The organism is Halalkalibacter alkalisediminis, assembly GCF_028610705.1.
In the GTDB taxonomy this organism is placed as follows: domain Bacteria; phylum Bacillota; class Bacilli; order Bacillales; family Bacillaceae_D; genus Halalkalibacter; species Halalkalibacter alkalisediminis.
This window is the reverse complement of record NZ_JAQQWT010000002.1, coordinates 262,317-275,320: the sequence shown is the minus strand read 5'-3', so window position 1 is coordinate 275,320 and position 13,004 is coordinate 262,317. Positions and strand designations below refer to the sequence as shown.

Genomic DNA, 13,004 nt, shown 5'->3' with positions numbered 1-13,004 from the left:
GTTGAAAAAGATACTAGGTCGATCTTTTTGAGCAATTTTCTTCAAAAATGAAACTATGGAAGGGCGTATGATTGTGATTCAACTTATGAAGCGTGGGATCGTTATCTCATCGGCGCTTCTGACATTTGGATTCCTTGTTCCGACAACGGATTTTGTTCGAGAGGTGCAAGCTGAAACTCCACAGAAAGCCACTGGTGAAACAAATAGCGAAAAACCATTAATATATCAAGTTAATGAACATAGTTATGATTTATTTGATGAGGTCTTACCTGCAAAAACGGAGCAATATATTCACCGTAATGTTTCATCGGCCGATCTACTTAATAACTTTTTTATTAAAGAAGCTGTTAAACAAAGTATGATGAAATTTGGTACAGTAATTACTGAAAAAATTAGTGGTCCTTTTGAAGATGATATCTTACCGGAATTAGAGTACGTTCTTCGTGAAACAACAAAGACGTTTTCTAATGAAGATTGGGAAAAGGTTAAAATGTCTAATACACCTTCTGCTGGTTTAGGGGAAAAGATCTTCCACTTATACAATGAGGAGACAGGAGAAGATATATTCCGTTTTCACGTTCGAAGAGATCAACCACCTAAACAGGGATATACCTTTAACTTTCATTATCACACTTATTTAGATCAACATGAAAAACACCATACCATTGGGAATATTCCATGGGGGAAAGATATGCCTCCTAGATGGAACAGTATGATCCGCGTATAAATTATACGCGGTTTTTTTACATATTTAGATATTTTGTAACAGACATGGATGATCATTCGTGGTAAAATTGACCTATAAAATGGATGAAATGAAAGATGGAGTGAAGAATGATTAAACAATTATTAATAATTGGCTTGGCTGCTATAATGTTTGTTGGAGTATGGGTTATAGTTCTTATCCAATTTACCCATGATCCAAATCCTGCCTCCCTTAATTATACTGCTAATACTGAAGTAAGTAATGAGAGAGCCTTTGATTTTCCTGATTCGATAAAGAATGGTGCTAAGAAAGAAGAAGACGTTGTGTCTAGTAATGTGCTTTCTAGTGTAGAAATTCGTGGAATAAGCAATCAGCTTATTGATTTAAGAGATTATGATTTCAGTGATGTTTCTACTGCTGACGGGGTTCCTATTGGTGCGATACTTGATAAGCTAGATTTAGATTAAGAAATTCATTATTTTTTCAATTACTTTCTCTGCTTTTCGACATAATTCTGATAGGATAAAGATATATGTATAATGATCAGCAGGGAGGGATTTGTTTGAACTCACATGTTCAAGAAAAAAGACGGCCGGAATGGTTAAAATGGACACTTCGCGTTTTACTCGGATACGTAGCATTACTTGCCATCATATTAGCAATTACGATTATTGCCATTTTAATTACGTTTACGTTTATCGTCATTGACAGTTTTTCAGAAACGACGAGACTAGGAGTGTTATCTGAACAATACCTTGTTCCTACTTCGGAGTTTATGTGGAAACTTTTCACATGGCTAGTACCGGGTTTGTAGGAGGGGGATATGCCAGAAGAAATTCAATTAATTATAACTGTTTTTGTGTTTTTTATATTAACGGGTTTGTTTGGTGGAATTGGCATTTGGAGTATTTTCCATCAAAAGAAAAAACGAGCTATTTGGAGTTTTTCGATTGGACTTATTATGATTATCATCTATCTAGTCGTTATGTTTTCTTTCGGGATTATCTAATACAGCTATAAAAGGGGTTCGGTAATATGGAATATGTTCGTGCCTTCTATAAAACGGGAGTGTATATCGCAGAATTAGTGGAACGACAAGAAAGCATGCAACGTGCACTTGTTAAAGTTCTAGCTGTCTTAAAACATCCAACACAAGGTGATCTTCATAACCCTAAAATGATTGAAGTGCCTCTGTTTCATCAAAGGAAAGCATTAGCGCAATTTGAGAAAACGTGGGTACCTCTTTCTTCGTTGAAATCGTATGAGGGAGAAGTACCTGAATATAAAAGTTCTCTTCTTCAAGCAGTCGTCGAACTGCAAAAAAGTTTAGAAGAAGACGATTCAGATTGGGCGAAAGCTTCACTTGAAAAGCTTAACGAATGTAAAAGTGAATATGGTTTTTAATAGTAAAAAGAACCTTCTCCATTTCCGGACCATTATACGTAATGGCGGGGAATGGGGGAGGTTCTTTATCTATAATGATCTTTAATCTAATCGCTATGTGTTTTCATCCCATTTAACCATAAACGAGTACTTAAATCTAGAATAAATAAATCATCTGCATCATCTAAGGAGCAATTAGTCAACGCTTCTATTTTTCGCAAACGATAAAGAAGTGACTGACGATGTAAATTTAATTCTCTAGCAGTTTGACTAACATTTCCTCTATTATGGTGATAGGTCGTAAACGTGTGCAGTAAGTTGATTTGCCTTTCTTCCGAATATCGAAGAAGTGAATCTAGGACAGAACTAGCAATATCTATTAATTCTTCGTTCTTTAATAAATTTTCAGTAATTCGATCGGCTGTAGTGTCAGCAAACGTCGATATTGCATGCTGATCGTTTTTTTTTCTACCTATTTCAAGCGCGCGTTTCGCTTCTTGATAGCTAGCAGTGAAACAAGAATACCCATATTGCTTAGCGATTCCCCATGTTAAGGTAATTGTTGGGTATAAATAGTGTAAGCGCCTGATTAACTTCGTAATATACGTTCTCGTTTGTTGATTAGCATTATGATGGTTTACTTCCAAGAAGATGATTAATTCTTCTTGTTGAAATGTAACCATGGACTTTAAAGCCATGGACTTCGCCACACTTTCTGCTTCTTCCTCCATGTGACGGATACATTCGTGAAGCCAGTGATCAAATGTAATCGTTAAGTGTGTCATCGATTGAAAACTCTGTTTTAGGTGCTCTGGCTTAGCAACGACACAAATATATGGAAGATTCAATTGATAGCCTAATGATTTTGATCTTGAAAGCATGGATTCTTGTGAATGAAATGAACCTCTTGTTAGTTCCCATACAAAATCATCTCGAAGTCGCCATTCTGCTTCTTTTGCTGCTTGCTCATGAAGAAAGTGAATCGCGACAGCTGTAGTTGCATGCTCGAGTAACATCAACCACTCTTTATGTTCCTCTTCGGTAAATGGTTCTGCACCAAACCCACCAACAATAATATAACCTTGTATATTCCCAGCTGAGTGAATCGTTAACTGAAGTGCGTAACCTCCTGAATACTGAAGCCATTCAAATGTATTACCTAGAGAGTGGTAAATCCCATCCTCTTCAAGTTGTTCTTGCATGAATGAAGTCCATCTATCTTGTAAATCCTCCGCAAGGTCCTTACATTTGCCACGGATGACTCCTCGCTTATCTGCTATAAAAACCTCACAACCAATGGAAGTTGCAAAGTGATTAGCAACCAAATCAAGAGATTGACCAGACAATATACAGTGGAGCAAAGACTTACGAATGGTTTCGATCTTTTCAAAGTACTGTCTTTTTTCTTCATGAATTTGTTCAAGTACTTGCTCTAAAATATCTGAAAACCGTACAGACCAATTTAATTCAATTAAAATGAATTCTTCCTTCAAAGCTAAATCAATAACGCGATGTGGAATTGCTTCAACGAACGGACCAAGGGCAATAGCTAAGGCAGAGGCACCTGATTTTATGACGTCGTCAACAAAGCTGTAAAATAATTCTTGATCATGACCACAGCCAATACCTGTAGTTAAGACAAGTTCATTTTCACGAACGAACGATTCGACCGGTGTCTCGATAACGGAAACCCAATTTACATAACGAGACTGCAGTTTATTTGCTCCTGTTCGAATGGTAGAACCTTTGAAAATCTCTAAAGATTGAACATCCATCATGGTCACACTCATGTAGCTAACCTCCTTAAAACATGAAGCAGTTACGTTTATTGTAGTCATTATCAGACTATTTGTAAAAGTAGATGATGCAGCCCTTTAAACTTTCATACAAATTGTTGAATGTTTTCTTTTATTATTTGAAATAAGATGTAGTAAATAGAGGAAGGGGTGGCAGCATGGAAAAGAAAAGACGTTTAAGCGATGCAACGCAATCAGTTTGGGCTGGTGAAAAGGAGTATTTAGTACATGGGGCAACACAAGTTCCCGTCGTGCATAGTGTTGCCTTTAGTTATGATGATGTTGATGAATGGTATGAAGTCGCAATCGGAAAAAGAAAAGGCCACATTTATGGCAGAAATACAAACCCAACGGTTCAGGCATTTGAAGATAAAGTAAAAGCACTTGAACACGCAGAGGCTGCAACAAGCTTTTCTACAGGGATGGCTGCCATTTCCAACTCTTTACTTACGGTTTTAAAACCTGGAGATCGAGTGGTCTCTATTAAAGATACCTATGGTGGGACAAATAAAATATTCTCAGAATTTTTACCAAGATTACAAATTAATGTTTCTTTAGTGGAGACAGGAAATCACACAGAAATGGAAAAGGAAATAGCAAAAGGTTGTAGACTCGTTTATTTAGAAACCCCTACTAACCCTACGGTTAAGATTACTGATTTAGCTCGGATTACGAATGCGGCGAAGGCAGTAGGTGCTTTGGTATTTGTTGATAATACATTTGCGACACCTATTAATCAAAATCCACTTGCATTTGGAGTGGATCTCGTTATCCATAGTGCAACGAAGTTTCTCGGAGGTCACGCTGACGCATTGGGTGGTGTCGTCTGTGGATCAGAAAGTCTGGTAAAAGACATTTATCATTATCGTGAAATCAATGGTGCCACAATGGATCCAATGGCTGCCTATTTATTATTAAGAGGAATGAAAACATTAAAATTGCGGGTCGAAAAACAACAAGAAAATGCACTACAAGTTGCTCGTTTTTTATCAACTCATGAAAAAGTCGAGCAAGTGTACTATCCTGGTCTTGAAACTCACAAACACCATGATATTGCGAAACAGCAGATGAACGGATTTGGCGGAATGTTAAGCTTTGCTTTAAAGGGTGAACTGGATGCTGTTAGACAATTTTTGCCGAAGCTTGAGTTTGCCCATCGTGCCGCTAATCTAGGAGCCGTTGAAACAACCGTTGGACCTGCGAGGACTACAAGTCATGTAGAGAATACGGAAGAGGAGCGCGCCGCTCTTGGGATTCCAGAGGGACTCGTTCGCTACTCTGCTGGAATTGAAGATATAGAGGATCTTATCTCAGATTTAAAGCAAGCTCTAGCTGCAATAGATGTCTAGAAAAGGCGGTGCATCTATGGTTCGTATTGAACAACTAATGACATGGAGAAGGCACCTACATCGCGAACCTGAGCTAAGTTTCCAAGAAATCAGAACTACCAGTTATATCATCGAGCAATTACAAGGGCTGCCGGGTGTTCAATTACGAAGTGGTATAGATCAAATAGGAGTTCATACAGGAGTTTTGGCAATCGTCGGTAATGGTAACGGACCGATTGTTGGGCTCCGAGCGGATATAGATGCGTTGCCGATTACGGAGAATACAGGCGCTTCTTATCAGTCATGTAACTCGGGAATTATGCATGCGTGTGGTCATGATGGTCATACTGCGATGTTACTAGGTGCTGTTCATACTTTATCTAGTCTGTATCAACTCGGAACATTACGAGGCACAGTAAAATGTCTCTTTCAGCCAGCCGAAGAATCAGAAGATGCTCAGGGGAAAACAGGTGCACAGTATGTATTAGAAAAAGGCGTATTAGACGATGTTGAAGCGATTCTCGCACTACATCTCGACCCAGAGCTTTCGTTAGGAAAGATTAAGTTACAATCAGGACCCGTTATGGCTAATGTCAATACATTTCAATTAACGATTTTAGGCACAGGTGGTCACGGAGCGTATCCTGAACAGACGGTTGACCCCATTTGGCTTACGTCAGTCGTCTTGCCTTATTTATATAGCCTACCAAGTCGGAAGCTTGCAGCACATGAACCTTCTGTTTTAAGTATTTGCCAAATATCCGGTGGAGCATCAACAAATGTCATTCCCTCTGATGTCATGTTGCGAGGGACGATTCGTACGTATTCCGAGGAAGCTAGAATTAAATTAGTCGAAGAACTAAAACGTGGTTTACAGATCATTATACAACTAGGAGGATCGTACGATTTACATGTTCATCAAGGAGAACCTGCTCTTTTAAATGATCCTGAACTCACTCAAATGATAGAAGAGCTCATAAAGGAAATGGAGCCCAATTGTACGGTTATTCAGCAATCATTTGGAATGGGTGGTGAAGACTTTAGTCATTTCACTAGAAAAATTCCAGGAGCAATGCTCTTCCTTGGTGCGCAAGCAGAAAGTAAAACAAGTCTGCACCAACCTACTTTTAACTTTGATGAACGCGCAATGGAACTAGGTATGCGAATCCTTGTAGACGGAGCATTACGTATGATCAGGAGAAGGAGGAATCCTAATGGCTCATAAACTTGCATTAATTGGGTTTGGTGGAGTTGGTCAAGGGTTTGTTAACATATTAAGAGAAAAAAAAGTGAAGTTGTCTGAATATCATCAGATTGATCTCAAAGTAGTATCCATATCAGACTTATTTAAGGGTTCCTTATACCATCCTGATGGACTTTGTTTAGATAAGGTTATAAAAGCTGTTCAAGAGACGGGTTCTTTGAACGCGTATCCGGATGAAGAAGGTTTAATCCGGAATTGGAGTAGCAAAGAAACCATTGAACAAACGAATGCGGATTCAATTATCGAAATGACGTTTACAGATGTTCAAACAGGACAGCCTGCAATTGATCATTGCCAGTGGGCTTTTTTGCATAAACGTAATGTCGTTATGACCAATAAAGGACCGGTTGCTTTAGCTTATGAGTCATTATCCAATCTGGCTAGACAAAACGGGGTTCAGTGGTTATTTGAAGGGGCTGTTATGAGCGGTACTCCAGCCCTCAGATTGCCACAAACGACCTTAACGGGAAATGACATAACGGAAATAAAAGGAATTTTAAACGGGACAACAAATTATATGCTGATGCGTATGGAGGAGGGGCTTAACTATGAGGAAGCCCTTAAAGAAGCGCAAGGTTTAGGGTATGCAGAGGCCGACCCTACCGCTGATGTAGAAGGACACGATGTACTATATAAAATATTAATTCTAGCTAATGTTGTGTTAGGAGTACCTCTTAAGCGAGAGGAAGTTGCCTGTCAAGGAATAGCATCTATTAGTTTAGCTGATCTTGATAGAGCAAAAGAGTTAGGGAAAAGGTGGAAACTAATTGGGTCTCTTAAACAAACAGAAGCAGGAGTTATGGCAACGGTAAAGCCTGAAATGGTTGATCTAGATGATCCTTTGGCCGGAGTAACAGGGGCGATGAACGCTATCACGTATACATGTGATCTATCAGGACCTATCACATTAGTGGGAGCAGGAGCTGGTATTAAGGAAACCGGATTTGCCGTGCTTATCGATTTAATTGCAATAAGCCGTCATAAAAAAGGGATGGAGGGATAACATGTCAACGCAAATTGTTCAAGAGCGGATGTTGATTGGTGGTCATTGGGTTCATAAAAATGAATCAATAGATGTGTTTGATCCTGGTACAGGTGATTTGATCGCTACTGTTCCTGAAGCGACGGTAGAGGATGTTGAGTTTGCGATAGAAACCGCACGTGAAGGGTTACAAAAAAGTGCTCGTCTTCCGGTACATGAACGAATGCGGATTCTTCAAGATGCCGCTTCCTATATAGAATCGAATCAGGATGTTTATGTGACAACCATCGTGTTAGAGAGCAGCAAAACGATTAGAGAAGCTAGAAAAGAAGTAAAAAGGTGTATTGAGACATTAAGAATCAGTGCTGAAGAAGCGAGAAGAATTGAAGGTGAAACCATTCCTTTTTCGCAAATGCCAGGACACGAGAATCGAGTGGGGTATGTGTATCGTTTTCCGGTGGGAATTGTTGCAGCGATCACTCCTTTTAATGATCCGTTAAACCTCGTGGCACATAAAGTTGGTCCTGCGATCGCAGCTGGAAATGCCGTGATCGTAAAACCGGCAACTGCGACGCCGCTAAGTGCGATTCGGTTAGCAGAAGCCTTTTTACATGCGGGCTTACCAAAAGAGATCTTATCCGTTGTAACAGGCAGAGGGGCACAAATTTGTGATCCTTTAGTTGAACATGAGGACGTTCGCTTTGTTTCATTTACAGGCGGATATGAAACGGGCAAAGAAATTACCCGGAAAGTGGGCGTAAAAAAGACTGCGATGGAATTAGGGTCAAATTCTCCGACGATTGTATTAGAAGATGCCGATTTAAATGAAGCAGTATTATCGACGGTATCTGGATCTTTTGGAGTAGCCGGTCAAAATTGCATTGGGGTTCAACGGATTTTTGTTCACCACGGCATCTACGAGGCATTTCTAAAGCAATTTATTACCGCGACAAAGAAGCTAAAAGTTGGATTGAAAACAGATGAATCGACTGATCTAGGTCCATTAATTTCAGAGAAAGAGGCAAAGCGAGTAGAAGGGTGGATAAGAGAAGCCGTCAAAATGGGAGCAAAGGTAAAGTGTGGTGGAAAAAGAACAAGGGCTTTCTTGGAACCGACTGTTCTAACCGAAGTTCCTAAGACCGCTACACTTGCTCAATATGAGGTGTTTGGTCCAGTTGTAATAATCGAATCCATCTCGTCTTTAATCGAAGGAATAGAGCGTTCTAACCAAACAGGCTACGGCTTACAAGCAGGAATCTTTACAAGTAAGCTAGAGGAAGCATTTGAAGCGATTCATCAATTACAATATGGTGGAGTCATGATCAATGATAGTAGTGATGTCCGGATTGACTCGATGCCATTTGGAGGGATAAAAGGTTCAGGAATTGGTCGAGAAGGAGTTCGGTACGCTATTGAGGCCATGACTGAGCAAAAGGTAGTCGCATTTAAATTAAAGAATGCACCTTTCTTCTATGGGGATTGAAGTAGAGAGAGAAAGAGGGTGATCTGATTGTTCGCATTAGAAGAGTATAAACAAAGATTAGAGACTGTAAAGAAGCGAATGGTCGACGAGGGGGTAGATGTACTCCTTATTTCTAACCCCTCAAATATGTTTTATTTAACGAATTATTCTGCATGGAGCTTCTATGTCCATCAGATGATGGTGGTTACATTAGAAGATGCACAACCAATCTGGATTGGTCGGCAAATGGATGCAAGTGGAGTTGGGAAAACGACGTGGCTAGATGAACATCATATTATTTCCTACCCAGACTTTTATGTCCAATCAACAGAAAGACATCCGGTTGATTTCGTCGCAAATATTCTCACGGAAATTGGTCAAAGTGCACGAACGATCGGCGTTGAGATGGATGTGCATTATTTCACCGCCCTATGTTATGAACGATTAAAACATGGGCTACCAAATGCTAAATTCAAGGACACTTCTAGTCTCGTTAATTGGGTTCGTTTAATTAAATCGCAAAAAGAAATTAAATTTATGAAAAGAGCTGGAAAAATAGTCGAAAAAGCTATGACAGCAGCGTATGAGCGCGTCCAAATCGGTGTTAGAGAGTGTGATGTAGCAGCCGCTATCTATCATGCCCAAATTCAAGGAACTCCAGAATATGGAGGAGATTACACATCCATTGTGCCAATGCTGCCGACAAATGAGAACACATCTTCTCCTCATTTAACGTGGACAGATAAAACGTATGAAAACGGAGACTTCTTAACGATCGAAATTGCAGGAGCGTATAGACGCTATCATGCTCCAATGGCTAGAACGATGTCAATCGGTACGGCACCGAACGAAGTGAAGGAATTAGCAAAGATTGTAGAGGAAGGCATTGAAGCGACACTTGATTTTATCCAACCTGGCATGAAGGCTGAGGAGGTAGAAAGTGTATGGAGTAAAACAATTGGAAAATATGGGCATCGGAAAAGCTCTAGACTGGGCTACTCAGTTGGTTTGAGTTTTCCACCTGATTGGGGGGAACACACCGTTAGTTTTCGACCAGGAGATGAGACGATCTTACAACCAAACATGACTTTTCATCTAATGCCTGGTATTTGGTATAGTGATTACGGTGTCGAAATCACTGAAACCATTCGAATAACAGATAAAGGTCATGAATTATTAACGAATTTCTCGCGTGATCTATATGAAAAACCGGTGCTTGGTATTTTACCAGATGAGCAAACTTCTTAGGTCAAATGGAAGAAGAATACAATTAAATATAAGCGCTAAAGTATGAGCCCGAAACAGTAAAATTACTTTTTCGGGTTTATTTAATTTGAAATCGCTATCATTTCGTGTTGCGAAAAAAAGTCCGTGACGATTTTATGAAGCGGTGATAAGATACTAATCAAAGAGATAAGAAATGGAGTGGAAAGTTAAAATGAAAGACAAACCACTTGCTTTTACATATGGAGTCGTCTTTTTAGTGATGATCACTTGGGGTTTGAACGTTGTGTTACTGAAAGTATTAGTGGAAGCTTTTCCACCTGTAACGATGACCACCTTTCGCATCATGCTAGCTGGTGTAACAGCTTTAACGATTGTTTTATTCGGGCGCTCAATCAGAAAACTAACCAAAAAGGAATGGTATCTTACCTTCTTAGGAGCACTATTTGGCGTGGTAGGGCATCATTATTTTCTAGCCACTGGGTTAACATTAACGAATGCAACAAATGCGGTTTTAATTCTTGCTTTATTGCCATTAACCACGTCTATTCTAGCTGTCATTTTTTTGAAAGATCGTTTAACAAGATGGCGATTATTTGGGATAGGTGTTGCTTTTATTGGTGTGTTATTTATACAAGGTGGTGGCACAGGAACGTGGTCAATTGATCTCGGAGAATTTTATGTTTTCCTTGCGATGGTGTTTCAAGCCATTAGTTTTATTTATATAAAAAAAGCAACTTCAACTCTTGATTCTAAACAAATGACAAGTTTAATGCTACTACTTGGTTCGGTTGGGCTTTTACTTATTAGTCTAGTTGTAGAACCATCAGGAGTGACAAATCTGTTCCAAGCATCGTTAGTTCTGTATGTGCTCTTCTTCATTTCGTCTATTTTAGCTACTGCTGTTGGACACTTCTTATTTAATGCGGCAATCCAACATATTGGAGCTGGTCAAACGGCCATTTTTAACAACTTTGTACCTTTCTTCGGGTTGATATTCTCAGCGCTTTTCCTAAAAGAACAAGTTTATTGGTATCAAACATTTGGATTTATGTTTATTGTGATTGGTGTTCTTTTTGGAACTGGATATATTGAACGTGCATTTCTTAAGCATAAGCAGCTCTTACATAATAAAAGCATGTAGTAGTCTAGAGTAAAAAAGTGGTGAGTACGATCAGTCACCACTTTTTTTCATATCCTAAAAACAAGGTGAATGTGTTATAATACAATATGAATATTCTATCTATTTTGAATAATTAGGAGGCTAATGGTATGCATGTTCCTTTAATTCTTACAGATTTTCTTGATAGAGCGGTTGAATTGTACGGAAATAAGCTAGCGATTATTGGTGATGATCGTTCGTATACATACGCCGAGTTAGGGGAAAGAGTCAACCGATTATCCCATGGATTGAAAGCGCTTAACATCGAAAAAGGTGATAAAGTGGCGTATTTGTCTCCTAATACGATGGAAATGCTAGAGGGGTTTTACGGTGTTTTTCAAGTAGGAGGAATCATGACGCCATTGAACACTCGTCTTAAACCAGAGGATTATCTTTATATTTTAGAGCATAGCGAATGCAAAGTGCTGTTTGTTGACTCAGAATTATATCCACTTGTGGAACCAATCTTACCGAACGTACCTAACTTAAAGAAAGTGATAGTTCAAGGAACTCAAAGACAGGGAGAAGGAGAGAACTATGATCAGTGGCTTTCACAGTATTCCTTCGCATCGTTTGATCGTGTCTTATTAGAAGAAATAGATGTCGCTAGTTTATTGTATACGAGTGGAACAACGGGAAAACCAAAAGGTGTCATGCTTACACACCGAAGTAACTATTTACATGCGTTATCCACTCAACATCACCTTCGTGTATCAGATCAAGATACGTTGCTTCATGTACTACCAATGTTTCACGTGAATGGATGGGGTTCACCATTTTATTATACAGCTAATGGGGCGACACAGGTGATGTTACGAAAAGTTGATCCGGAAGCCATCTTTAAAAAGATTGATGCCTACGGTGTTACCGTTGCCCATATGGCACCAACTGTGTTAAATATGTTATTAGAGTATCAAAAACAAAAGCATTTACATGTGGCCAATCAATTAAGAATCATTATAGCGGGTTCAGCACCACCACCTGCGTTTGTAGCAGCAGTGGAAGAAGGCTTAGGATGGGAGTTTATTCAAGTTTATGGAATGACAGAAATTTCACCACTTATTACAATCTCTGAAATAAGATCCCAATATGTTGATTTACAACCAAGTGAACAATCAAAGCTGAAAGCGAAAACGGGCTATGCGATGATTGGGTCTAAAGTAAAAGTCATTGATGAACATGGAGAAACTGTTCCGTCTGATGGAAAAACGATTGGTGAAATCGTGGCACGAACAAACGGAGTGATGGAGGGCTACTGGAAAAACCCTCAAGCTACAGCAGAGACAATTAGAGACGGCTGGCTATATACGGGTGATATGGCAACTGTAAATGAGCTAGGATATATTGAAATTGTGGACCGAAAAAAAGACGTAATTATTAGCGGAGGAGAAAATATCTCATCAATTGAGGTGGAAGGAGTGCTTTATCATCATCCCGCCGTGTTAGAGGCAGCGGTAGTTGCCATTCCTCATGAGAAGTGGGGAGAAGTTCCACATGCCGTAGTGGTTATACGAGAAGGTTATGAGCTTCTTGAAGAAGAGCTAATTCAATTTGCGAGGCAAAAACTAGCGCATTTTAAAGCACCTAAATCAGTTTCCTTTATTAATGCTTTGCCTAAGACGGCATCAGGTAAAATTCAAAAAGTTCAAATTAGAAAAGAGTTTTGGGGGAACCGTGACCGAATGGTACAGTAAAAT

General features: G+C 39.4%; 13 protein-coding genes. 12 read left to right on the top strand and 1 reads right to left on the bottom strand.

Going from position 1 to position 13,004, the window contains the following annotated elements:
- The first annotated feature begins 67 nt into the window (after positions 1 to 67).
- The 5 genes from PQ474_RS03865 to kapB all read left to right on the top strand — a co-directional run bounded on the left by PQ474_RS03865 (position 68) and on the right by kapB (position 2,110).
- On the top strand, positions 68 to 727 hold the full coding sequence (locus tag PQ474_RS03865; RefSeq protein ID WP_273840708.1) for a YpjP family protein: 660 nt from the start codon (positions 68 to 70) through the stop codon (positions 725 to 727).
- Between the two features lie 107 nt (positions 728 to 834).
- Positions 835 to 1,173 (top strand): hypothetical protein, encoded by a 339-nt coding sequence (locus tag PQ474_RS03860; RefSeq protein WP_273840707.1) that lies wholly within the window; start codon positions 835 to 837, stop codon positions 1,171 to 1,173.
- A 95-nt stretch (positions 1,174 to 1,268) separates the two neighbouring features.
- Entirely contained in the window at positions 1,269 to 1,520 is a 252-nt protein-coding gene (locus PQ474_RS03855) for a hypothetical protein (protein WP_273840706.1), read from the top strand.
- Between the two features lie 9 nt (positions 1,521 to 1,529).
- Positions 1,530 to 1,715 carry a hypothetical protein gene (locus PQ474_RS03850; protein ID WP_273840705.1) on the top strand — a complete coding sequence of 62 codons (186 nt, stop codon included), beginning with the start codon at positions 1,530 to 1,532 and terminating at the stop codon, positions 1,713 to 1,715.
- 26 nt (positions 1,716 to 1,741) lie between these two features.
- The gene (gene kapB, locus PQ474_RS03845; protein WP_273840704.1) at positions 1,742 to 2,110 is read left to right on the top strand and encodes a kinase-associated lipoprotein KapB; all 369 of its coding nucleotides are present in this window, start codon (positions 1,742 to 1,744) and stop codon (positions 2,108 to 2,110) included.
- 86 nt (positions 2,111 to 2,196) lie between these two features.
- On the opposite strand, the gene PQ474_RS03840 is transcribed toward kapB, so the two are convergent.
- Complete coding sequence (locus tag PQ474_RS03840; RefSeq protein ID WP_273840703.1) at positions 2,197 to 3,879, bottom strand: PucR family transcriptional regulator; 1,683 nt, start codon at positions 3,877 to 3,879, stop codon at positions 2,197 to 2,199.
- A gap of 164 nt (positions 3,880 to 4,043) precedes the next feature.
- On the opposite strand from PQ474_RS03840, the gene PQ474_RS03835 reads away from it, so the two are divergent.
- The 7 genes from PQ474_RS03835 (at position 4,044) to PQ474_RS03805 (ending at position 13,001) form a co-directional block, all read left to right on the top strand.
- Entirely contained in the window at positions 4,044 to 5,234 is a 1,191-nt protein-coding gene (locus PQ474_RS03835) for a cystathionine gamma-synthase family protein (protein ID WP_273840702.1), read from the top strand.
- Positions 5,235 to 5,250: 16 nt separating this feature from the next.
- Complete coding sequence (locus PQ474_RS03830; RefSeq protein ID WP_273840701.1) at positions 5,251 to 6,438, top strand: M20 metallopeptidase family protein; 1,188 nt, start codon at positions 5,251 to 5,253, stop codon at positions 6,436 to 6,438.
- The gene (locus PQ474_RS03825; RefSeq protein ID WP_273840700.1) at positions 6,428 to 7,480 is read left to right on the top strand and encodes a homoserine dehydrogenase; all 1,053 of its coding nucleotides are present in this window, start codon (positions 6,428 to 6,430) and stop codon (positions 7,478 to 7,480) included. Before PQ474_RS03830 ends, PQ474_RS03825 begins: the two co-directional genes overlap by 11 nt.
- 1 nt (position 7,481) lies before the next feature.
- The gene (locus tag PQ474_RS03820) at positions 7,482 to 8,942 is read left to right on the top strand and encodes an aldehyde dehydrogenase family protein (protein ID WP_273840699.1); all 1,461 of its coding nucleotides are present in this window, start codon (positions 7,482 to 7,484) and stop codon (positions 8,940 to 8,942) included.
- Positions 8,943 to 8,969: 27 nt separating this feature from the next.
- Positions 8,970 to 10,169: a M24 family metallopeptidase gene (locus PQ474_RS03815; protein WP_273840698.1), complete on the top strand. Its 1,200-nt coding sequence runs from the start codon at positions 8,970 to 8,972 to the stop codon at positions 10,167 to 10,169.
- Positions 10,170 to 10,341: 172 nt separating this feature from the next.
- Entirely contained in the window at positions 10,342 to 11,289 is a 948-nt protein-coding gene (locus tag PQ474_RS03810; protein ID WP_273840697.1) for a DMT family transporter, read from the top strand.
- 128 nt (positions 11,290 to 11,417) lie between these two features.
- Positions 11,418 to 13,001: a long-chain-fatty-acid--CoA ligase gene (locus PQ474_RS03805; RefSeq protein WP_273840696.1), complete on the top strand. Its 1,584-nt coding sequence runs from the start codon at positions 11,418 to 11,420 to the stop codon at positions 12,999 to 13,001.
- The last annotated feature ends 3 nt before the right edge of the window (positions 13,002 to 13,004 follow it).

What these genes read in the sequence shown, in the direction of transcription:
- PQ474_RS03805 (WP_273840696.1), top strand. Translation starts at nt 11,418, where the DNA reads ATGCATGTTCCTTTAATTCTTACAGATTTTCTTGATAGAGCGGTTGAA.
- PQ474_RS03865 (WP_273840708.1), top strand. Translation starts at nt 68, where the DNA reads ATGATTGTGATTCAACTTATGAAGCGTGGGATCGTTATCTCATCGGCG.
- PQ474_RS03840 (WP_273840703.1), bottom strand. Translation starts at nt 3,879, where the DNA reads ATGAGTGTGACCATGATGGATGTTCAATCTTTAGAGATTTTCAAAGGT.
- PQ474_RS03830 (WP_273840701.1), top strand. Translation starts at nt 5,251, where the DNA reads ATGGTTCGTATTGAACAACTAATGACATGGAGAAGGCACCTACATCGC.
- PQ474_RS03850 (WP_273840705.1), top strand. Translation starts at nt 1,530, where the DNA reads ATGCCAGAAGAAATTCAATTAATTATAACTGTTTTTGTGTTTTTTATA.
- kapB (WP_273840704.1), top strand. Translation starts at nt 1,742, where the DNA reads ATGGAATATGTTCGTGCCTTCTATAAAACGGGAGTGTATATCGCAGAA.
- PQ474_RS03860 (WP_273840707.1), top strand. Translation starts at nt 835, where the DNA reads ATGATTAAACAATTATTAATAATTGGCTTGGCTGCTATAATGTTTGTT.
- PQ474_RS03810 (WP_273840697.1), top strand. Translation starts at nt 10,342, where the DNA reads ATGGAGTGGAAAGTTAAAATGAAAGACAAACCACTTGCTTTTACATAT.
- PQ474_RS03835 (WP_273840702.1), top strand. Translation starts at nt 4,044, where the DNA reads ATGGAAAAGAAAAGACGTTTAAGCGATGCAACGCAATCAGTTTGGGCT.
- PQ474_RS03820 (WP_273840699.1), top strand. Translation starts at nt 7,482, where the DNA reads ATGTCAACGCAAATTGTTCAAGAGCGGATGTTGATTGGTGGTCATTGG.
- PQ474_RS03825 (WP_273840700.1), top strand. Translation starts at nt 6,428, where the DNA reads ATGGCTCATAAACTTGCATTAATTGGGTTTGGTGGAGTTGGTCAAGGG.